At 70.2% G+C, this 21,231-nt stretch carries 17 protein-coding genes and 2 pseudogenes; 12 read left to right on the forward strand and 7 right to left on the reverse strand.

Going from position 1 to position 21,231, the window contains the following annotated elements; all coding sequences use genetic code 11:
- The first annotated feature begins 42 nt into the window (after nt 1–42).
- The 4 genes and pseudogenes from QQY66_RS46880 to QQY66_RS46895 all read left to right on the forward strand — a co-directional run bounded on the left by QQY66_RS46880 (nt 43) and on the right by QQY66_RS46895 (nt 6,076).
- Nucleotides 43–1,062, forward strand: a complete 1,020-nt coding sequence (locus QQY66_RS46880; RefSeq protein WP_301986620.1) for an aldo/keto reductase — start codon at nt 43–45, stop codon at nt 1,060–1,062.
- A gap of 50 nt (nt 1,063–1,112) precedes the next feature.
- Nucleotides 1,113–1,435 (forward strand): annotated as a pseudogene (locus QQY66_RS46885) (Tn3 family transposase); the annotation flags it as partial.
- A gap of 474 nt (nt 1,436–1,909) precedes the next feature.
- A complete protein-coding gene (locus QQY66_RS46890; protein WP_367667050.1) occupies nt 1,910–2,953 on the forward strand; it encodes a TolB family protein in 1,044 nt (347 codons plus the stop codon).
- A gap of 267 nt (nt 2,954–3,220) precedes the next feature.
- Nucleotides 3,221–6,076 (forward strand): BTAD domain-containing putative transcriptional regulator, encoded by a 2,856-nt coding sequence (locus QQY66_RS46895; RefSeq protein WP_301986624.1) that lies wholly within the window; start codon nt 3,221–3,223, stop codon nt 6,074–6,076.
- A gap of 11 nt (nt 6,077–6,087) precedes the next feature.
- Here the strand turns inward: QQY66_RS46895 and QQY66_RS46900 are convergent, their stop codons facing one another.
- Both QQY66_RS46900 and QQY66_RS46905 read right to left on the reverse strand, forming a co-directional pair.
- Entirely contained in the window at nt 6,088–6,588 is a 501-nt protein-coding gene (locus QQY66_RS46900; RefSeq protein ID WP_301986625.1) for a cysteine dioxygenase family protein, read from the reverse strand.
- Nucleotides 6,589–6,622: 34 nt separating this feature from the next.
- Complete coding sequence (locus QQY66_RS46905; RefSeq protein WP_301986626.1) at nt 6,623–7,513, reverse strand: amidohydrolase; 891 nt, start codon at nt 7,511–7,513, stop codon at nt 6,623–6,625.
- Between the two features lie 145 nt (nt 7,514–7,658).
- Here QQY66_RS46905 and QQY66_RS46910 point away from each other — a divergent pair, with 145 nt between their 5' ends.
- On the forward strand, nt 7,659–8,663 hold the full coding sequence (locus QQY66_RS46910; protein WP_301986628.1) for a LacI family DNA-binding transcriptional regulator: 1,005 nt from the start codon (nt 7,659–7,661) through the stop codon (nt 8,661–8,663).
- Nucleotides 8,664–8,798: 135 nt separating this feature from the next.
- A pseudogene (lpdA, locus tag QQY66_RS46915) lies at nt 8,799–10,198 on the forward strand (dihydrolipoyl dehydrogenase).
- Nucleotides 10,199–10,441: 243 nt separating this feature from the next.
- Here lpdA and QQY66_RS46920 read toward each other — a convergent pair.
- From QQY66_RS46920 to QQY66_RS46935, 4 genes are all read right to left on the reverse strand, one after another.
- Nucleotides 10,442–11,776: an FG-GAP and VCBS repeat-containing protein gene (locus QQY66_RS46920; RefSeq protein ID WP_301986629.1), complete on the reverse strand. Its 1,335-nt coding sequence runs from the start codon at nt 11,774–11,776 to the stop codon at nt 10,442–10,444.
- 112 nt (nt 11,777–11,888) lie between these two features.
- Nucleotides 11,889–12,944, reverse strand: a complete 1,056-nt coding sequence (locus QQY66_RS46925; RefSeq protein WP_301986630.1) for a hypothetical protein — start codon at nt 12,942–12,944, stop codon at nt 11,889–11,891.
- Nucleotides 12,945–13,203: 259 nt separating this feature from the next.
- On the reverse strand, nt 13,204–13,842 hold the full coding sequence (locus QQY66_RS46930; protein ID WP_301986631.1) for a hypothetical protein: 639 nt from the start codon (nt 13,840–13,842) through the stop codon (nt 13,204–13,206).
- A 309-nt stretch (nt 13,843–14,151) separates the two neighbouring features.
- Nucleotides 14,152–14,559 carry a VOC family protein gene (locus QQY66_RS46935; RefSeq protein WP_301986632.1) on the reverse strand — a complete coding sequence of 136 codons (408 nt, stop codon included), beginning with the start codon at nt 14,557–14,559 and terminating at the stop codon, nt 14,152–14,154.
- Nucleotides 14,560–14,656: 97 nt separating this feature from the next.
- Here QQY66_RS46935 and QQY66_RS46940 point away from each other — a divergent pair, with 97 nt between their 5' ends.
- The 4 genes from QQY66_RS46940 to QQY66_RS46955 all read left to right on the forward strand — a co-directional run bounded on the left by QQY66_RS46940 (nt 14,657) and on the right by QQY66_RS46955 (nt 18,008).
- Nucleotides 14,657–15,643, forward strand: a complete 987-nt coding sequence (locus QQY66_RS46940; RefSeq protein ID WP_301986633.1) for a threonine/serine dehydratase — start codon at nt 14,657–14,659, stop codon at nt 15,641–15,643.
- Nucleotides 15,644–15,766: 123 nt separating this feature from the next.
- Nucleotides 15,767–16,432, forward strand: coding sequence for a maleylpyruvate isomerase family mycothiol-dependent enzyme (locus QQY66_RS46945; RefSeq protein ID WP_301986634.1), 666 nt, complete (start codon nt 15,767–15,769; stop codon nt 16,430–16,432).
- Nucleotides 16,433–16,490: 58 nt separating this feature from the next.
- Nucleotides 16,491–16,958 carry an SRPBCC family protein gene (locus tag QQY66_RS46950; RefSeq protein ID WP_301986635.1) on the forward strand — a complete coding sequence of 156 codons (468 nt, stop codon included), beginning with the start codon at nt 16,491–16,493 and terminating at the stop codon, nt 16,956–16,958.
- A gap of 303 nt (nt 16,959–17,261) precedes the next feature.
- Nucleotides 17,262–18,008, forward strand: a complete 747-nt coding sequence (locus QQY66_RS46955; RefSeq protein ID WP_301986637.1) for a hypothetical protein — start codon at nt 17,262–17,264, stop codon at nt 18,006–18,008.
- Between the two features lie 6 nt (nt 18,009–18,014).
- Here QQY66_RS46955 and QQY66_RS46960 read toward each other — a convergent pair whose 3' ends face one another.
- Entirely contained in the window at nt 18,015–18,317 is a 303-nt protein-coding gene (locus tag QQY66_RS46960) for a hypothetical protein (protein WP_301986639.1), read from the reverse strand.
- Nucleotides 18,318–18,537: 220 nt separating this feature from the next.
- Here QQY66_RS46960 and arsM point away from each other — a divergent pair, with 220 nt between their 5' ends.
- Both arsM and QQY66_RS46970 read left to right on the forward strand, forming a co-directional pair.
- Nucleotides 18,538–19,362, forward strand: coding sequence for an arsenite methyltransferase (gene arsM, locus QQY66_RS46965; protein ID WP_301986641.1), 825 nt, complete (start codon nt 18,538–18,540; stop codon nt 19,360–19,362).
- 122 nt (nt 19,363–19,484) lie between these two features.
- The gene (locus QQY66_RS46970) at nt 19,485–21,209 is read left to right on the forward strand and encodes a dolichyl-phosphate-mannose--protein mannosyltransferase (protein ID WP_301986643.1); all 1,725 of its coding nucleotides are present in this window, start codon (nt 19,485–19,487) and stop codon (nt 21,207–21,209) included.
- Nucleotides 21,210–21,231: the final 22 nt, after the last annotated feature.

Below are 21,231 nucleotides of genomic sequence, written 5' to 3' on the forward strand. Positions count from 1 at the left end.
GGTTCCGTTTATTCATGATATCCGCCATGGAGGCATACGGTCATGCAGTACCGCACCTTGGGCCGCACCGGTGTGCAGGTCAGCTCCCTAGCGCTCGGCGCGATGAACTTCGGCAGGATCGGACGCACCACCCAGGACGAGGCCACCGCCATCGTCGATGCCGCACTCGAGGGCGGGATCAACGTCATCGACACCGCGGACGTGTACAGCGCGGGCGAGTCGGAAGAGCTGGTCGGCAAAGCCATCGCCGGCCGCCGCGACGACATCGTGCTGGCCACGAAGGCGAACATGCCGATGAGCGACGAACCCAACCACCAAGGCAGCTCGCGCCGTTGGCTGGTCACCGCCCTGGACGACAGTCTGCGCCGCCTCGGCGTGGACCACGTCGACCTCTACCAGATCCACCGGTGGGACCCGAACACCAGCGACGAGGAGACGCTGTCGACGCTGACCGACCTGCAACGCGCGGGGAAGATCCGCTACTTCGGCTCCTCGACGTTCCCCGCCTACCGCATCGTGCAGGCCCAATGGGCCGCCCGCGAGCATCACTTGAGCCGCTACGTCACCGAACAGCCCAGCTACTCGATCCTCCAGCGCGGCATCGAGACCCATGTGCTGCCCGTGACCGAGCAGTACGGGCTCGGTGTGCTGGTGTGGAGCCCGCTGGCCTCGGGCTGGCTGTCGGGCGCGATCCGCGAGGGCCGGGAGGTCACCACCAGCCGCTCCACGTTCATGCCGGACCGCTTCGACCTCTCCATCCCTGCCAACCGGGCCAGGCTGGAGGCCGTCGAGCAGTTGGCCAAGGTCGCCGACGAGGCCGGGCTGACCATGATCCAGCTCGCGCTCGGATTCGTGACCGCGCATCCCGGCGTGACGAGCGCCCTCATCGGCCCCCGCACACCGGACCACCTGCACGCGCAACTCGCCGCCGCGGACACCGTGCTCTCCGCCGATGTGCTCGATGCGATCGATGCCATCGTCGCCCCCGGCACCGACCTCGCCCCGCACGAGAAGCACGACACCCCGCCCGCGCTGCTCGACCCGTCACTGCGGCGCCGCTGATCGCCCGAAGCCGCTCTGCCTCCCTTGCTCACCGAAAGGGGCAAGAGCGGCAGATCTACCAGCGCTACCGGGACGGCATGGAGGACCAGACCGGCGCTCTCGGCCTGGTCCTCAACGCGCTTGTGCTCTTCAACACGGGGTGCATGGACGCGCGTTGAACCAGCTGCGTGCGGACGGCTTCGAGGTCCGCGATGAGGACGTGGCCTGTCTCTCCTCGTCCGTGCGGCACCGCATCAACATGCTCGGCCGGTACTCCTTCCAGCTCCCTGAGCTGCCCGGCGGGCTGCGCCCGCGGCGCGCCCCGGACGCGGCCTCCCCGACCAGGGCCCGGTGGCGGTCCCTGTCGGCGACCGTCACAGATGCGGCCGTTTGATCAGCCGGGACAGCACGATGACGCTCTCCGTGCGCGTTCCAGGGCGCCGCCGACTTCGTCGTCCGCCACGATGGCGAACGGTCGGTCCTAGCCGAGGCGTTCGGCGGTCTTGCCCGCGTGGCGAGGACGGTCGACGCCTTCTCCGCGGATAACGGGGTCTCTTCACGCACGGCCGTGCGGGGGTTGCCGCAGGTCGTGATCAGCAATGCCACGGATAGTAGGGCGTTATGGCTTGGCGCACGATCTGGCACGGATGTTCCGCAAGCCAGGTGTGGGGCCACCGTTGTGACCGAATCCGTGCCTCTCATTACGTCTGCCTGACGCATTGACCGCACAGCGCCATCACGGTTGCATACTTGTGGGCCTCCGGTGGGGAGCTGGAGGAGATATCGTGTCTTTTCTGGGGGGAAAATGAGGAGAAAAGCGAACCGGCGCGCCATAAGACGTGTCCGGACCGCCCTGAGCGCGGCGGTCGTGGTCTGCGCAGTCACGGCGGTGCTGCCCACAGCTGCCTCGGCCGAGCCTGCGGGCGTCGCGGGCGACCTCGGAGCGGGGGTCGAGCGGCTCAGTGTCGCGACCGACGGTACCCAGGGCGACGGCGACTCCGCCGGCGCCTCGATCACGCCCGACGGCCGCAGCATCGTCTTCTCGTCGTCGGCGAAGAACCTCACGTCCGACCCCCCGACGGGAGGCGACAGGGTGTTCCTCCGCGACCAGCAGACGAGTCAGACCAGGCGGCTCGGGGCCCAGTCCCCGATCCAGCCCCCGGTGATCAGCGGTGACGGGGAATACGTCGCCTATCCGATCCAGTGGATGAGGAACACGCGGATCCGCCTGCCTCAGGTGAGCACGGGACGGGAGATCTCCACCAACTGCTGGTACAGCTGCAGCCAGCCGTCGATGAGCACGGACGGCCACTCCGTCGCCTATGCCGTCACCTTCAGCAGCCCGTCACCCGGCCAGCGCGTCGAGGTCGAGAACTGGTACGCCAACACCAAGGAGGTCATCGTTTCCTTCGACCACACCGCCCCGTCGCGGCCGTCCATCAGCGGCGACGGCCGCTATGTCGCCTACCAGAACGGTAAGACGGAGGACGTCTTCGTGCGGGACCGGACCGGCGGCACCACCACCGGCCCGATCGACGGCCTGTCCAAGTGGTCGACACTCGTCCAGCTCAGCGACGACGGCAGCAAGGTCGTCTACCTCTCGGGCTCCGACACCTACGTCCACGACATGGGCTCGGGCACCGCCCAACTGGTGCCGAACGTGCGAGGCGTGGCCATCGATCCCACCGGCCGCTATCTGCTGTACGCCCCGCACGACACGAACGGACCGTCGCTCACACTGCGCGACCTGCTGACCGGCACCGACGAGATCGTCTCGAACCAGCCCGCCTCGGCCCGGACCGACGCGGTCAGCGCCGGCGGGCGCGACGTGGTCTTCCAGTCCACGGCCGACGACATCGTGCCCGGCGACACCAACGGCAAGTCCGACGTCTTCGTCCGCCACTTCTACTGATCGCCCCGGCACGGGCTCAGCGAGGCGCAGAGCAACTCACGGGTGTTGCCCCACGAACGTCACAGCACGACCGGCCCGCTTGGCCCGGCCCGACGAGGTCGAGTGGGCCGGTGACTCCCCTCGTGGTCACCGACCGTTGCCCACACGGTGTGGCGTGAATATGGACAGGAACCTTGCGAGAACCTTGCTTCACTGGTGAGCGTGGGGTCGGCGGACGGGGCGCCACAGCCGGTGAACGGGTCGCCCACCGTGACCTCGGGGGAGCGCATGACGGACTTTCTGCTGTTGGGCACGGTGGAGTTACGGGGCGCGGACGGCACCGTGGTCGACGCCGGTCCGGCCAAGCAGCGCACGGTACTCGCGGCACTGCTGGTGGACACGGGCCGCTGGGTGGCGACGGAAACGCTGATCGACCGGGTCTGGGGAGAGGACCCGCCGGCCCAGGTGCGTCCCTCGCTCTACGCTCACATCGCCCGGATCCGGCGGATGCTGGCGAGCACGGGTGCACCTGTCGACTCGGGCGAGGACAGCGCAGGACCGCAGCTGCGGCGCGGCACGGGTGGCTACCTGCTCGATGTACCGCCCGGCCGGATCGACGTACACCGGTTTCGGCTCCTGGTCGAACAGACCAGGGACGCGGGTCGCACCGATGCCGAGCGGGTGGCGATGCTGCGTGAGGCGGTCGGGTTGTGGCGCGGTGAGCCGCTGGCCGGGCTGGCCGGTGCCTGGGCGGACCGTACCCGGCAGAGCTGGGAGCAGCAGCGGATCGAGGCGGTGCTGGCCTGGGCCGATGCCGAGTTCCGGGTGGGCCGGCACGCCGGGGTGATCGGCACGCTGACCGCCCTGGTCGCCGAGCATCCGCTGGTCGAGCCGCTCACCGTGGCGCTGATGCGGGCGCTGCAGGCCGCCGGACGCGGTCCGGAGGCCCTGTCCCGCTACACCGACCTGCAGAAGCAACTGTCCGAGGAGCTGGGGACGGACCCGGGGGACGGGGCCCAGCGGATGCATCTGGCGATCCTGCGCGGCGAATCCGGCTCGCTGACGGCCCGTGACGAGCAGCCGTCGGCCGAGACGGGGCCCGGTCGCCGGGCAGCAGTCCCGGCGCAATTGCCTTTGGAGGCAAGGGGGTTCACCGGGCGGGGGGAGGAACTGGCGCGGCTGGACGGGATTCTGGCCGCAGCCGCGGAACGGCCGGCCGCGGTCGTCATCTCGGCGATCGCGGGTGCGGGCGGCATCGGCAAGACCTGGCTGGCGTTGCACTGGGCACACCGCCATACGGAACGCTTCCCGGACGGTCAGCTCTTCGTCGACCTGCTGGGCTTCAATCCGTCCGTGCCGCCCATGGAGCCGGCCACCGCCCTGCGCGGCTTCCTGGAAACGCTGGGCGTCGCCCCGCACGCCGTGCCGTCCGCGCTGCAGGGCCAGGCCGGTCTGTACCGGAGCCTGCTGGCGGACAAGCGGATGCTGGTGGTGCTGGACAACGCCGGCACCGCGGATCAGGTCGTCCCCCTGCTGCCGGGCAACCCGGACTGCGTCGTCCTGATCACCAGCCGCCGCAGACTGACCGAACTGATCACCCGTCACGGTGCCCGTCCCGTCGTACTCGACCCCCTGAGCGCGGAGGAATCGCGCCGCGTCCTGGACGTGCGCTTGGGCACCGCACGGGCTGCCGCCGAGCCGGACGCCGTCGAGGAACTCCTCACCTGGTGCGGCGGATACCCTCTCGCACTGGGCATCGTCGCCGGCCGCGCCGGCTGCACCCCACGCCTTCCCTTGGCCCGGATCGCCGCCGAGCTCCGCGAGGCCACGACCAGGCTCGACGCCCTCGACGACGACACGCCCGCGGCGAGCCTGCCGAAGGTGCTGTCATGGTCGTACGACGCCCTGACCGCCGTACAGGCACGGCTGTTCGCCCTGCTGGGACTGGCTCCCGGCCCCGACATCGGGCTGTTCGCGCTCGCCTCCCTCGCCGACCTGCCCATGCCGGAGGCCCGCGCGGCGTTGCGTGCCCTGGAGGACCTGCATCTCGTCGAGCAGTACGAGCCCGGCCGCTGGCGCATGCACGACCTCGTGCGTCTCTACGCCGCCGATCGGGGCCGCCAGGATCTCGCGGCCGATGAACGGAACACGGCGCTGCGGCGACTGGTCGAGTTCTACCTGCACACCGCGTGCGCGACCCGCGGCCTGATGGAGCTGCACGACACACCTCCACAGCTCGGCGCGCCCGGGCCCGGCTGCCGGCCGCAGCAGCTGACCACGCAGGCCGAGGCGGTGCGGTGGCTCGCCGACGAACTGCCCAATCTGCTCGCCGCGCAGGAGCTGGCGGCCGACCGCGGCTGGCGCCGGCTCGTGTGGCAGCTCGCATGGAGCCTGGACCACTTCCAGAGCCTGCTGGGCCATGTTCACGACCGAGTGGCGATGTGGCAGGCCGCACTCGCGGCGCTCGACCACGACGACGCGCTCGACGTGCGCGTGCGGGTCCAGTGGCGGCTCGGGCACGCCGCCGCTTACACCGGAGCACACCAAGAGGCCACCAAGCAGTTGGAGCATGCGCTGAGCCTGGCCGAGCAGGCCGGCGACCATGGCACCCAGGCCCGCATCCACATCGCGCTGGCACAGGGGCACGGGCGACAGGATCACCTTCGTGCGGCGCTGAACCACGCCACCCTCGCCGTGCGGCTGGAGCGGGAAGCGGACCTGCCGGGGGTCAGGGCCGCCGCGCTCAACTCGCTGGGCTGGTACAGCGCCCGGCTCGGGGACTACGACCAGGCTCGCGTCCACTGTGCGGCAGCACTGCCGTTGGCCCGCCGTATCCGGCATGAGGGCATAGAGGCCGACGTCCTGGACAGCCTCGGCTACATCGCCCACCACACCGGCCACCACCACGAAGCGGTGGACCACTACCGCCTCGCCGCGGCCCGGTACCGCGCCATCGGCGGAGACTACTGGGCCGCCGACACGCTCGACCGCCTGGGGCACTCGTACCACGCGCTCGGCAGCCCGGAACTGGCCCGCACCACCTGGGAGGAGGCGGCTGCGATGTACCGGGAGCAGCACCGCCACCAGCCCGCTGAACGCGTCCAGCGCCGACTCGACGACCTCGAACGGACAGAGAACGGCTAGCGCGCGGCGGTTCAGGCGGCCGGGTTGTCCAGGGGCCGTAGTTCGTCCGCGTAGGAGACGGAGATGCGGCGCATCACACCGTCCGCGGTGATGTCGTACTGGCCGAGGCGCCACAACGGGGGCGAGTACGCGTGGATCGAGACCGTGTCGTCGGTGGCACCCGTGAGGCGGTGAATGTGCTCGGGCCCGAAGCAGAACGCTCCGCCGGCACCGACCGTGCTGGACAGATGGCTGCCGCCGATGCGCGGGTTGGACTCGTTGAGCGCTCCCTGGACGACACGGACCGCGCCCGAGGAGAGGTCGTGGTCGTGCCAGCCGGTGTCGTTCTGCCGGGTCCAGCACAGCAGCCATACGTCGACGTACTCGTCCCGGTACAGGGAGGCGTAGTGCCGCTGCTCGTCCGAGAAGGCGACCTGCTCGCGCCAGTGCTCGGGGCGGGCGGCGAGCTCGTCGACGAGTGCCCGGAGTTCGTGCTTGTCGAGCGTGCGGTCCGGCAAGGACTCGTAGGTCACGGGTGGCTCCTTTCTGTCTTTCCGTCGGCGAGGCTCATGTGCGGCCTCGCAGCAGGCGGTCCGGGTTGGTGGTGCGCAGGGCGTGGACGGCGGCGCCCGTGCCGATGTCGGGGATGACGGGGGACGCGTACGGGCGGTCGCTGCCGCTGACGATCACGTCGATGCCGACGGCCCGGACGAGGGCGTCCACGGCGCGCGTCCCGTAGGAGGACGTCTCGTAGAAGACGTCGAAGTCGATCTCGCCGCGTCCGCCGCCCCGGGCCGCCAGCCGCTCGCCGTGCAGCGGGGCCAGGCCGGCGAGGGCGGCGAAGCAGACCCGCAGGCGTGGATGGCGGGCGCGGCCGAAGGCGCGGAACGCGAACCATGACGCGTGCAGCTGGTGCAGGTAGGGGACCAGCGCGGGCCACCAAGGGGGCGTGTCCCGGGTGGCCGGGGTGGCGCCGGGGTGGATGAACAGGGGCTTGTCGAGGCGGGTGAGGACGTCCAGGAGCGGGGCGCACTCCTGCCAGCCCGCGGCGTCGAGCAGTGCCGTGGCGGGGAGTTGGAGGCCCACGCAGCCCCGGCGCAGCTCGCGTTCGACGGCCTCGGGGTCCGGTTCGGACAGACAGGGCGAGGCCCAGACGCCGAAGGGGGCCGGGAGCGCGAGGGCGCCGTCGTGGAACGCGGTCAGCAGCGGGGTGGCCTCGGCGGGCGGCAGGTACTCGATGCCGAGCGGGCTGGAGAGCGAGACCAGGGCCAGGCCGAGACCGTCCGCGGCGGCGAGGCGGGCGCGCGCGGCGACGTCGTGATCGGCGGGGTCGACCACGTACGGCGGCTCGCCCGCGAGGTGCAGGGTCCAGCCGTCCAGACACGGCGGCGTGGTGCGGGCGCGCAGCAACTCGATGAAGGCGGGTGGCCAGATGTGCTGGTGGACGTCGATGAGCACGCTGAAAGTCCTCGGAAGCGCAGGTTGACGGGGGAGACGGCATGGTTGTTAAGCGCTTCAGTGATGCGGTTAACTTAAGCGGTTAACCGCATGTCGTGTCAAGTGTGCGCCCACAGTGCGGACAGGGCCCGGTAGGCTTCCCGCCATGGCCAGGCCCAATAAGCGCACCACCCTCCGTGAGGTGGCCGAGGCCACGGGCCTTTCCACCGCAGCCGTCTCCTATGCCCTGCGCGGCAAGCAGGTCTCGAAGGAGACCGAGGAGCGGGTACGCAAGGCGGCGGCCGAGCTGGGCTACGAGGCCGACCCCATCGCCCGCGCCCTGGCCAGCGGGCGCACCAGCATGGTCGGAGTCCTCGCCGGCGATCTCCAGGACCTCTGGCAGCAGCAGCTGATGGCGGCCATCGGCCGGGAACTGCTGGCCAGCGACCACTACGCACTGATCCTGGACGCGGGCGGCGACCCCGAGCGGGAACTGGCGCTCGCCAAGCAGCTGCGCGACCAGCGCGTCGACGCACTGCTCGTCTCTCCCGTCAACCCCTCGGCGGAGGGCTGGGCCGCGATCGCCGACGCACTGCCGGTCGTGGCCGTCGGGGACTCGCTGAGCCGGGCCCGCACGGCCGGGCAGGTCATCTTCGACAACCGGGCCGGCATTGACGCCGTACTGGAGTATCTGCACGGACTCGGCCACCGCCGCGTGACCGTGCTGACCCCGACCCGGCCCAGCACACCCGGCCGGCCCGCCGACGTGTACGTCCGCGAGGCGGCCGACCGGCTGGGGCTGTGGGTCGAACTGGTGCCGTGTCCGCAGGAGTTGGGCAAGGCGACGGCGGTGGCCCGGCGCGTCCTGGACGGCGACTGGTCCGCGACCGCCGTGTTCTGCTTCTCCGACTCACTGGCGTACGGCGTGTACGGGGCGGCGGCCGAGGCCTCCCTGGAAGTGGGCCGGGACGTGTCCGTGGTCGGCTTCGACGACCACCCGGTGTCGCGGGTGCTCACGCCACCCCTGACCACGGTGGACTGGGGGCTGGCCGAGATCGCCGTGGAGGCGGCCCGGCTGACCGTCGCGGCGATCGAGGGGAAGCGGGTGCGCAGGAAGCGGATCCTGTGCGCGCCGCGGATGAGCGAGCGGGGGTCGGCGGTACGGGTGTGAGCGGCCTCGACCACGCTCACCTTGTTGGCCCAACGGCGGTGGACCACCGGCTTGGCTGGCCCCGGCCCGTTTTCGCCACAGCGTCAGCTGAAACGGCTTGGATGATCCGAACGAAAACGGCCTAGGCTGGCCGGCATGAGCGCACATTTTGACGTGGTGGTCCTGGCGCCGGCCCCGGGGGATATGTGGCAGCGATCAGGGCGGCCCAGCTCGGCCTGAGCGTGGCGATCGTCGAGGAGAAGTACTGGGGCGGCGTGTGCCTCAACGTGGGGTGCATCCCGTCGAAGGCGCTGCTGCGCAACGCGGAGCTGGCCCACATCTTCACGCAGGAGGCCAAGACCTTCGGCATCCAGGTGAACGGCGACGTGACCTTCGACTACGGCGCGGCCTTCACCCGCAGCCGCAAGGTGGCGGACGGACGCGTCAAGGGCGTCCACTACCTGATGAAGAAGAACAAGATCACCCAGTTCACCGGCCGCGGCACCTTCAGCGACGACCGCACCCTCCAGGTCTCCCTCACCGACGGCGGCACGGAAACCGTCACCTTCGGCCACTGCATCATCGCCGCCGGCGCCACCACGAAACTGCTGCCGGGCACCTCGCTCAGCGAGCGCGTGGTGACGTACGAGGAGCAGATCCTGTCCGACACGCTCCCGGAGAGCATCATCATCGCGGGCGCCGGCGCCATCGGCGTCGAATTCGCCTACGTCCTGCACAACTACGGCGTCCAGGTCACCCTCGTCGAGTTCCTCGACCGCATCGTCCCGCTGGAGGACGAGGAGGTCTCCGCGGAACTGACCCGCCGTTACAAGCGGCTCGGCATCAATGTGCTGACCTCCACCCGGGTCGAGGCGATCAACGACTCGGGCGACTCGGTCAAGGTCATGGTGACCACGGGCGGCCAGCGGCAGACACTGCAGGCCGGAAAGGTGCTCCAGGCCATCGGCTTCCAGCCGCGCGTGCAGGGCTACGGCCTGGAGAACACGGGCGTGAAGCTCACCGACCGCGGGGCGATCGACATCGACGCCCGCTGCCGCACGAGCGTCCCGCACATCTTCGCCATCGGCGATGTGACGGCGAAGCTGATGCTCGCCCATGCCGCCGAGTCGATGGGCATCGTGGCCGCGGAGACGATCGCCGACGCCGAGACGATCGAGCTCGACTACGTCATGATTCCGCGGGCGACCTACTGCCAGCCGCAGATCGCCAGCTTCGGCTGGACCGAGGCGCAGGCCCGCGAACAGGGCTACGACGTCAAGGTGGCGAAGTTCCCGTTCACCGCCAACGGCAAGTCGCACGGCCTGGGCGACACCGCGGGCTTCGTGAAGATCCTCAGCGACGCCCGGTACGGCGAACTCCTCGGCGCCCACCTGATCGGCCCCGAAGTCACCGAGCTCCTCCCGGAGTTGACCCTCGCCCAGCAGTGGGACCTGACCGTCCACGAGGTCGCGCGCAATGTCCACGGCCATCCGACACTGGGCGAGGCGGTCAAGGAGGCCATCCACGGGCTGGCCGGCCACATGATCAACATGTGACCGGGGGCGCCGGAAGGGACGGTACGACTCCGTCCCAAGCAGGTCGGATGAAATCCACTGCGGTTTGGCCGCGCCCCTCAGGGGCGCGGGGCTGTGTCGATATGCGGCCCCGCCGCGATGGGGTCCCCCCGCTCGAGCGAAGCCGAGAGTGGGGGAGCGACCAGCCACGACGGTGCCGCAGCCGATCGACGGCACAGCGCGGCCCCGCGGCGGAGCCGCATATCGACACAGCCAGCGGAGCGCTCAGCGGGCGATCCCCCAGCCCATCAGGAGAGACCGCAGGTCCTCCGGATCGCCGAAGGAACCGCCGTGCAGGCGGGTGACGCCCTGGGCGGAGGGGCCGTCGGCGGTGCCGGGCAGCAGCCACGCCGAGCTGGGCGCGGCGTCGTCGCCCGGTGCCGACACGACGAGTCCGGCCCGGTGGTCGCCGTCGAGGTCGGTGAGGCCGACGGCCTGCCCGAAGGCATGGTTCCTGCCCGGGACGCCCTGGACGTCGCTCTCGTCGAGCACGCGGGCGCCGCGGCCCGTCAGTCCGTGCCGTCCGCCCAGGAAGAGCAGCACCTCCTCCGGGCCCGCCTGCGCGTACACCTCGGCCCGGGGTGCCCCGGCCACGACGTCGGCGTAGCCGTCGCCGTTCACGTCGCCGGCGTCCAGGGACGTGAAGACGGCGTCCTCGTTCCGGGGCTCCTTGCCGGGGACGCCCGGAGAGTCCCGGTCGAGGACGGTGGTCCGGGGCCCCGGGCCGTTCTCGGTGCCGTACGTCACGGTCACCGAACTGCGGCTCGCCCGGCCGCCCCGAGGGCTGACGATCAGGTCGCCGTAGCCGTCCGCGTCCACGTCGCCGACCGTGGCCGTCGCCCCGGCAGGGACGTGCGTGTCGTCGGGCCGTGCGAAGCCGTCGCGGCCGCCCCGCAGGTGACTGCCGGACCAGTGCAGGTCGGACCACGCCTCCTCGCCGCCGGTGTCGTCGTCGTGGAAGCTCACCAGGTCGTCTATGCCGTCGCCGTTGAGGTCCCCGGCGACGAGATCCCGGTACGCCGCCACGCGCGGCAGACCGGCGGGCATTCGAGGCGCGGGCAGCGGACCCGTTCCGGCGGGAGTGCCGTCCCGCCGGAACGGGCCCTTCAACAGCCCCTTGTCGGAGCCGAGTCCGAACACGAGGTCGGCGTGCCCGTCACCGTCGACGTCACCGGCGGCGAGCTGCTCCTCGAGGATGGCCTCCCGCATCCCGGGGACGCGGCTGCCGTCCGTCCCCGGAACCCGGGCGGCGTGTGTCAGCCCTCGCGGTGAGCCCCACATGACGATCACGCGGGCGCCGTCCCGCTCGAACACGGAGGCCGCGAGGTCGGTGCAGCCGCCGCCGTCGAAGTCGGGGGTGGGGGAGGCGACGGTGGGCGGCTTGACGCGGGCGGTTCCGTCGAGCGGTGCGGTGCCGCGGACGGTGGTCCGGCAGGCGTGCGGCGCGGCGATGTCCGGCGGCTCGTCGTCCGCGAGCACGGACTCCACGACGAGGACAATCGCGAGACCTGCCGCACCGCCCCCGAACGCCAACTGCCGTTTGCCGATACGTCCCCGCACGCACCCCTCCTGTTCGTCTCGCACGTATCCCGTACGCGCAAGAGCGCCTCAGCCACGGCCGCGGTTCCACCGGAGTCGCACCACGACGCGATCGCCGTACGGCGCTGGGTGGTTACTGCACGAAGGAGACGTCAGGGAGCCGTGGCGACGGGCCGTCGAGGAGGTGGTCGTCGCGGCCTCGGAGCCAGCGGTCGAAGAACGAGGTGACACAGGCCCGGACCGTCGCGACCGCGCGGGCTGGTTCGATCGTGCCGATGGCCTCCTCGACGACATCCTGGCCGAGCCCGGTCTGCGGCATCACCGCGGCGAGGTCGGTGTACGTCTGGTGCCGGGAGCCGCGCAGAGTCAGATCGCGGCGCCAACCGGTGCTGTGCGACCAGAACGCCGCCCAGGACGGCTCGGTCCCCGCGTGGTCGCTGCCTTCTCGGCCCATCAGGAGGAAGGGCCGGTCCAAGCCGTGCCGGGCGACCGGTGAGAGGTTGGTTCCGTTCGGCTCCTGGTTGAACTCCAGCGTGCCGTCCAGGTCGATTCCGACGTGGATCCGCCTGTCCTCGTACATGCTCTGCGCGGCGGTGAACCCACCCCCCGACTGGCCGGCCATACCGACCCGACGCAGATCGAGTACGTCGGACATCCCGTGCGGCAGTGCACCCAGCTGGTCCACGACGAACCGCGCGTCGGCGACCCGGACGCGCAGCGTCTTCTCCAGCAGCGCGGGCACAGTGCCCTCGCGCTGCGCCCGCGCGAACTCCTCGAACAGCACCTCGTTGGTCCTGACCGAGCCGTCGGGAAACTGCACCCCCGGGGACTCGTAGGTGTGGTCGACGGTGACGACGACGAACCCCTGGCTGGCCAGTTCCTCCACCAGCACGGTGCCCCAGCTGCGCGGATCCCCGGCGCCCGGCGAGTACAGCACGACCGGCCGCCGCCCGCCCCGTGGATCCGCGGGCGCCTCCCGGGAGGCGTGTGTGCGTGTGCCCGTCCAGTCCACCGTGCCCGCGGGGATCCGGTGGGGCGACTGCGCGTCGAAGGCCTGGGCCGCCCCGCGTTCCATGTACGGCGCGAGGTCATGGCCACGGCCCGGCGCGAGGGCCGGATACCAGACGCTGATCATCAACTCGCGGTACGGCAGCGACGGGATCCATGGGTCGGGTCGGGTACGGTCCACCAGCCGCCGCGAAACCGTACCGATCGTGCATGGTCCTGTCGGCTCGGGCAGACGCAAGCGCCGCCTCGCCGGGCGCCGGGCCGGCTGGGCGCGTGCGACGGACGTACCCACAAGAGGCGACATGGCCAGGGCAGTTGCAGCTACGAACTCCCGCCGGGGGAGGGAAGAGGAAGCCATACCGCCATCCTGGCCAGGCCCCGTCACGGCGTCATTCGTGACATCCCCAGCAGTCGTGGTTCGGGTTCCCCCAGGACCGGGGTCAGTCGCTCCTCGCAGGCACAAATGGACGATCTGCGCGAAGAGTGGAACGTCGGCGGGGCGCAACCGCCGGACTCTGATCGCCGGTGAGCCTCCGTGCAACGGACACGTGCGGACCATCGCCCCAGTGTGTGTCCGACGTCGTCGTCTGGCTGTGCGCGGTGGGTGCCGGGAGACCCGGGAGTCCCTGGAGGCGGGACAACTCGCTCGTGACCCGCTGCAGTGCCACTTCCAGGACCTCTGGCATGGTCAGGGTGCCGGTGCCGTCCGGCGGAACGATCCAGCGCAGCGCGCCCCAGCGGCAGTGCGGCGCGGGAGCGGCGATCCAAGTCCCCCTGCCGAGCAGGCGCAGTCCGGTGCCGATCCAGACCGCATACGGCTCCGGGGGCAGGAGGAAGCCCACATGACGGCGACGGGTATCCAGCAGGCAGGGGCCGGGGTTGAGCAGCGGCAGCTCCTCCAGGAGCTCGGCGACCCGCAGCCCGAGTTCTTCCGGCACGACCAGTACGTCCCAGAACCGTCCGGCGGCGAGCAGTGTGACCCCGGTACTGCCGTTCTGCCACTCCTCCTTGCAGGCACGGGGATCCTCCGACGCCGCCGCCAGCCACTCCATTGACCTCGTCCACTGCGTGAGTGCCATCAAAGCCTCCTAGTAGTGCGCCGAATTGCTGCACTGCCCGCCCGGGGCTGTTCGGGGTGACCTGACGTGTTCGTGGGTTGTTGGGCTGGAATTACAGATGTGGATGATCGGTTGATGCCCCAGTGCATCGGGTGCCGGGTGCCGCGAACAGACGGCCGGGGCTCAATTCCCCGTATGGGGTGAGCGCCCGCGCATCAAACCGGCAGGTATATGCACGGGTGCGCTCCGGCGCCGCCGTAGGGGGCGCGAGCCGACCCGGAAGGTGTGGTCGGCGCCGTACGGCGCCGACCACACACGGCCTACGGGCGGTCAGTTGTCGCTACCGCTCGACCGGTTGCGTTGGCGCAGCGAGATCCGGTTGCCGTCCGGGTCCACCGCCTCGATGCGGACCCCGAACGCGTAGTCCTCCGGTTCGGGCTGGTCGAATGCCACACCGCGGTCGCGCAGCACCTTGAAGTCCTTCCTCAGGTCGTCCGATTCGAGGAAGACCGGACCGGGCGCGGTAACCGGGTCCGCCTCGGCCGGCTGCCCCGAGGCCGCGGCGTGCGGCCAGAGGAGGATCTCGACCGGACTGCCGGGGACGCCTACGGTGAGGAAGCGCCCCAGCGGACTGGAAACGTCGACGCGCTCCTCCAGACCGAGCTGTTCCGTGTAGAACCGCAGCGCGCGGTCTTGGTCGGTGACGTAGAGCGTCACGTACATGATGTTGGTCAGCATCGTGGTGTCCGTTCCTTTGCCTTTGCGGGTCCGACCCGAGTGGGGGTCGTGTTGCTTCGTCACGTCACTGACGGACCCCGACGGAAGAATGTGACGCATGGACGCCAAGACGACGCGCCTCGACACTGCTCGGATCCGGGCGGCTCGCCGGGTGATCGACCCGACCTTTCTCGACACTCCGCTGTACCCCTGTGAGCCGCTGGAGCCCCACCTCGGGTGCACGGTGAGCATCAAGCTCGAAACGGCGAACCCGGTCCGCAGCTTCAAGGCCCGCGGCACCGAGGTGGTCGCGAGCCTGCTCGCCGACGGTGGCTCGCGGGCCGCGGTGTGCGCCAGCGCGGGCAACCTGGGCCAGGCTCTGGCTTGGTCCGGTCGTGGCCGGGGGCTCGATGTGACCGTCGTGGCATCCCGCTTCGCGACTCTGGCCAAGCTTGACCGCATCCGTGACCTGGGCGCCGGGCTGGAACTGGTGGACGGCGACCACGAGATGGCTCGCGAGCGGGCGGCGGCCATCGCACGGTACGAGGGGATCCGGCTGGTCGAAGACAGCCTGGACATCGAGACCTGCGAGGGCGCCGCGACCATCGGCCTGGAACTGGTGGAGGCGGCGCCGTCGTTCGACGCCGTGCTGATCGCTCTGGGCGGCGGGGCGCTGGCCACCGGTGTGGGGCATGTGCTGAAGGCCTTGGCTCCCGACGTCGAGGTGATCTGCGTCCAGCCGCTGGGCGCACCGGCGATGACACAGTCGTGGCGCGGGCGGCGCGTGGTCACCACCGACTCGACGAACACCATCGCCGACGGTGTCGCCGGCCGGCGTCCCATCCCGGCCGTCCTGGACGACCTCCTCCTGCTCGCCGACGACGCCGTCCTGGTCCAGGAGGCGTCGATCATCGCCGGTATGCGGATGCTCCTCGACCATGCCGGCCTCGTCGTCGAACCGTCGGCGGCGCTCGGCATCGCCGCGATCCTCGAAGACCGTGACCGCTTCGCCGGCCGGCACGTCGTCACCATCGTCTGCGGCAGCAACGTCGACGTGGATACGTATCACCGCTGGGTCGGTGCGGCTCCCAGCCACAGGCCGTGACATGTGCGGGCGATGAGTTCGCCCCGGCACAACGGTCTTCTCTTCGGCAAGCCGCCGGCCCGGACGCCACCTGTCCCGGCCCGGTGCGACGTAGAGCAGGCCCCTGACAGGAGACGCTCCCGCATGACCGAACCGGAATTGACAGCAGACGGCTCCCGGAAGACCGGCGTTTGGCGCTTGATCCGTACTGAGCGAGCGGCGCTGGCGGCTGATCTCGCGGGTCTGACGGACGAGCAGTGGGAAACGCCGTCGCTGTGCACCGAGTTGACGGTGCGTGAGGTACTGGCACATCTCACTGCCGCGGCGAGTCTCAACTCCGTGCGGTGGCTGGCGGGTGTGCTCCGCTGCCGGTTCGACTTCGACCGGCAGGTGGCGATGCGGCTGGCCGAGCACCTGGGTGCGACGCCGGCCGAGACGCTGGCGAGATTCCAGCGTGTGGTCTCCAGTACGACCAAGCCTCCCCTCCCCGTCATCGCGATGCTCGGCGAGACGATCGTGCACGCGGAGGACATCCGCCGCCCGCTGGGCATCGGCCGTGACTACCCGATCGACGTGGTCACGCTGGTGGCGGAGTACTACCGGGGCTCCGACCTCGTGGTCGTGGCCAAGGGGCGCCTCGGTGGGCTGAAACTCGTCGCGAAGGACGGCCCCTTCACCACCGGATCCGGGCCGCTCGTCTCGGGTACGACCTTGGCGCTGGTCATGGCGATGACCGGGCGCGCGACGTACTGCGACGACCTCGAAGGCGACGGTGTCGAGCTCTTGCGCGGTCGCTGCGGGACGCAATGACCGCGACTGACTCCACGCGCGCCTCCACGAGAGAGATCTTCGGTCCTAGACTCTGCTCATGGACAGGACCGACCGTGCCAGCCGGGTGATCGCGGCACCGCCCGCGGCTGTCTACGGAGCCCTCCTCGACCGGGAGTCCCTGGAGGCATGGTTGCCGCCGGACGGCATGCGCGGGCGGGTCGAGCGGTGGGATCCCCGGCCCGGCGGCGGGTTCCGGATGGTCCTCACCTACCTCGACCCCACCGACAGCCCCGGCAAGACGTCGGACGCGACGGACGTCGTCGACGTCGAATTCGCCGACCTGGTGCCGCCGGAGCGCGTGGTGCAGCGGGCGGTGTTCGAGGCCGACGACCCGTCCTACGCGGGCACCATGACGATGACCTGGCACCTCGCTGCCGCCGGTGACGGGACCGAGGTGACCGTCACCGCCACGGGCGTGCCACCCGGCATCGACCAGGCGGCCCACGAGGACGGGATCGCCTCCTCGCTGGCCAACCTGGCGTCGTATGTCGAAAGGGCCGACTGACTCAGGCTGGACGCCAGCAGCGGCAGTCATCGGATGTCCTCTGAACTCTGGCCCGCCAGCTACTTGATGTCACGAACGAGGTCAGGTTCGGCGTCCAGCACAGCGAGGTACAGGACCACCGCACGGACGAGAACCACCCGAAGTGGGGCGTCTACGGCGCCGACTCCAACTCGGTGGACCACTACGTGGACGCTCTGAAAGTCGGTACGTCCTACGGGGACGTGGACTGAGCCTTCGGTGGCGAACGGCAGCGTCCGGCGGCGCACTTCAGCTGCCGGCCGTGCGGTCGGTTACTGTGCGCGAATGTCAAACGCACGTACGTATGGCGGCTACCGGACGGGCGGCTTATGGGCCGCGGCAGGAATCTCCTTCGGCGCTGTGGTGGTTGGCTCGGCCATCGCCCTGTTCGGCATGCTCGAGTTCGACGAGCGGTGCATGCACGGGCTGACGCAGGGGCCGGGCCGACTCCTGCGGGTGCGGGATCAGGCGTTTCCGCCCGCCACCATCTGCGAGTTCCAGTACGGAGAGGTCTCCTCGATCGGAGGCGGGGGAGTGCTCAGCGTGCTGCTCTGGGGCAGCCTGCTGGTCCTGGTCGCCTGTCTGCTCGTGGCCCTGATCGCCGAGTGTCTCGATCCGCCACTCGGCAGCGACCTGGTCATGCCGATGTCCAGGTCCGCGAAGCTACGCCGTACGGGAGCGGCGTTCTTCGTGACCGGCTCCGTCTTCCTCATGGTCTACGCGTTCGCCGGATGGCGGCTGGTCGCGGGGCCGTCGTCGGCCTGCGCGGCAGGGGCGGACTGGGGGACCCAAGTGCCGAAGACGCTGGAGTACAGCTTCTTCCCGCCTCAGGCGACCTGCCAGTACACCAGCGGCTTGACGCGGCAGATGAACCCCGACTGGGTGGCATCGCTGGCGACCGAGTTGGCCGTGCCCGCGCTGATAGCCGGAGTGGGCTTTGCGCTTGCCTGGCGGCGCTGGGCCGTGGAACGGCGCCGATCCAGGTCCGGCGATGAGGAGTTGAGGTCGGTCGCGTCCGGCCTCGACGGCTGAGGCCGGTCAGTCCGCGTCCCGCTCCGGCAGCGGCGAGTAGCGGGTGGGCCCCGGTGTCTGGCCCTCCGGCGGGTAGTCGCAGTCGAGGCTGGAGATCTCGTAGTCGTCGCCCTCGTTCTGCTCCTGGTCGACCACCACCGCCGCGGTACAGACACGGCCGTGCTCGTCCGTGAACGTGACGATCTCGCTGTAATCCGTCGGGGTGCCGCACCCCGTGAGCAGCAGCGCCATCGCCCCCGCGGCCACCGCCACGCCGAGCCCCCACAGCCGTTTCATCCCGCGCGCCCCCATGTCCGCTGCGTCATCCAACTCGCTCCCGCTGCACAACGTAGCCGTCGACGACGGTGGTCACCAGGTCACGTAGGCGCCGTCGGTCGAGCCGGAACCGGTCGAGCGTCGATCACCTCTAGCGCTTGTTTCGATATGCCTCTATGTTGACGTTTTTCGATTCAAGGAGCAAAGTTGCATCAATAGACATCAATACAGGCCGTTCCGAGATGCACCACGCCCCACCACCCGGGAGTGAGTCATGAGCGAGCAGTCCACCGACCTGCGCGAAACCGTCCGTCAGCGGTACGCGGCGGCGGCCGTGCAGGTCACCGAAGGCGGCACCGCCTGTTGCGGACCGCAGCCGGTCGAGGCCGACGAGAAATTCGGCTCCACCCTGTACGCCCCGGATGAGCGCGACACGCTGCCCGCCGAGGCCGTCGCCGCCTCCCTCGGCTGCGGCAACCCCACAGCCGTCGCCGAGCTGCGCGAGGGCGAACGCGTCCTGGACCTCGGCTCCGGCGGCGGCATCGACGTCCTGCTCTCCGGCCGCCGCGTCGGACCGACGGGCAAGGCGTACGGGCTGGACATGACCGAGGAGATGCTCGCCCTCGCCCTGGCCAACGCGGAGAAGGCGGGCGCGACCAACGTCGAGTTCCTCAAGGGCACCATCGAATCCATCCCGCTGCCCGCGAACACCATCGACGTGGTGATCTCCAACTGCGTCATCAACCTGTCCGCCGACAAGCCCGCCGTCTTCGCCGAGACCTTCCGCGTGCTCAAGCCCGGCGGCCGGATCGGCGTCTTCGACATCGTCGCCGACGACACCCTCACCACCCGACAGCGCGCCGAGCGCGGCGACTACGCCGGCTGCATCGCGGGAGCCCTGTCCTTCGCCGAATACCGCGCGGGCCTGGAGGCCGCCGGTTTCACGGACATCGAGATCACCCCGACCCACTCGGTCGCCGGCGGCATGCACTCCGCCATCGTCCACGCCACCAAGCCCACCACCGCCACCGGCCCGCACACCGCCGCGACGCCTGCCGCGGACGACGCCTGCTGCGGCGTCACCACCTGCCAGAACTGACCCCGCACGCCCCGCGGCAAGGACCCACATCACTGCTGCTCCATACCTGTCGTACGACGTGCTTCCCGCCCTAACTGCAAGACCGCCCACCCACCCCACACGTCACTGCTTAAGGTCATCCGGTGACGAGTAGCAACGCGCCCCGTTCCCATGTCCTTGATGGCACCCGTCCGAGAGCGGCGCCCAGCAACTGGCGCTATCGGCTTCGCCAGTTCGGATACACCGGACACCCCCCGACCGACACCCGCGAGCGCCTGGTTCCGCCCTTTCCGAGCCCGTCCACTCGCCTCTGGGAATTCATGGGCTTAAGCCCGGCACCGGCCTCCCGCCTCGCGAGGGCGATGGACTGGCTGGGGCCGGTACTCGTCGCCGTACTGGCCGGAGCGATACGTTTCTGGCAGCTCGGCCGTCCACATGCCTTCGTCTTCGACGAGACCTACTACGCCAAGGACGCCTGGTCCCTGCTGCGGTTCGGCTACGAGGGCACCTGGCCGGACCGCAAGATCGCCGACCCGCAGGTACTCGCGGACCCTCAGGTGATCCTGCTCTCCGACACCGGGGCCTTCGTCGCACACCCGCCCATGGGCAAGTGGGTGATCGCCCTCGGCGAGGGGATGTTCGGCCTCGACCCGTTCGGCTGGCGCTTCATGACGGCGGTCCTGGGCACGCTGTCGGTGCTGATGCTGTGCCGAATTGGCCGCCGCCTGTTCCGTTCGACGATGCTGGGCTGCCTGGCCGGCGCACTGCTGGCGGTCGACGGTCTGCATGTGGTGATGAGCCGTACCGCTCTGCTGGACCTCGTCGTCATGTTCTTCGTACTGGCGGCGTTCGGATGTCTGCTGATCGACCGGGACCAGGCGCGGGCCCGGCTCGCGGCGGCCTTGCCGGTCGGTGAGGACGGCCGTACGCGACCGGACGGGCACACGGGTGATCATGCCGGGACGGGAGTACGTCCGTGGCGGCTCGCAGCCGGCGTCTTCCTGGGGCTGGCGGCTTCGAGTAAATGGAGCGGCCTGTATTTCCTGGTCCTCTTCGTGGCCCTGACCTTGCTGTGGGACGTCGGCTCCCGCCGCGTGGCGGGGGCCCGCCGCCCGTATCGTGCGGTGTTGCGCAAGGACCTCGGCTGGTCGGTGCTGTCCCTCGCCGCGGTCAGTGTGGTGACGTATGTGGCGACATGGAGCGGCTGGTTCCTGTCCGACAACGGTTCCGGACGCCACTGGGCGGACGGCCGCGGCGGCACCTGGTCGTGGATTCCGGCTCCGCTGCGCAGCCTGTGGCACTACGAGTACGGGGTCTACCAGTTCAATGTGGGGCTGCAAACTGCCCACAAGTACGAGTCCAACCCCTGGAGTTGGCTGGTCCTCGGCCGCCCGGTGCTCTTCCACTACGAGTCGCCGGCACCCGGGAAGGACGGCTGCACTACGACGACCGACTGCTCACAGGCCATCCTCGCGCTCGGCACGCCGCTCCTGTGGTGGTCGGCCTGCTGCGCACTCGTATACCTGCTCTACCGATGGGCACTGCGCCGCGACTGGCGCGCCGGCGCCATCCTGTGCGCGGTGAGCGCCGGTTATCTGCCCTGGTTCCTGTACCAGGACCGTACGATCTTCTCCTTCTACGCCGTCGTCTTCGTGCCGTACCTGAGCCTGGCCGTGACGATGATGCTGGGAGCGGTGCTGGGGCCGCCGGGAGCGGCTGAGAAGCGCCGCATCCAGGGTGCGGTGGCGGCGGGTGCGCTCGTGCTGCTCATCGCCTGGAACTTCATCTACTTCTTCCCGATCTACATGGGACAGACGATCCCGAACGCCGACTGGCGCGCCAGGATGTGGCTCGACACGTGGATCTGAAGCCCACGGCAGGCCGCGAGGG

Source organism: Streptomyces sp. DG2A-72 (assembly GCF_030499575.1).
Taxonomy (GTDB): Bacteria; Actinomycetota; Actinomycetes; order Streptomycetales; family Streptomycetaceae; genus Streptomyces.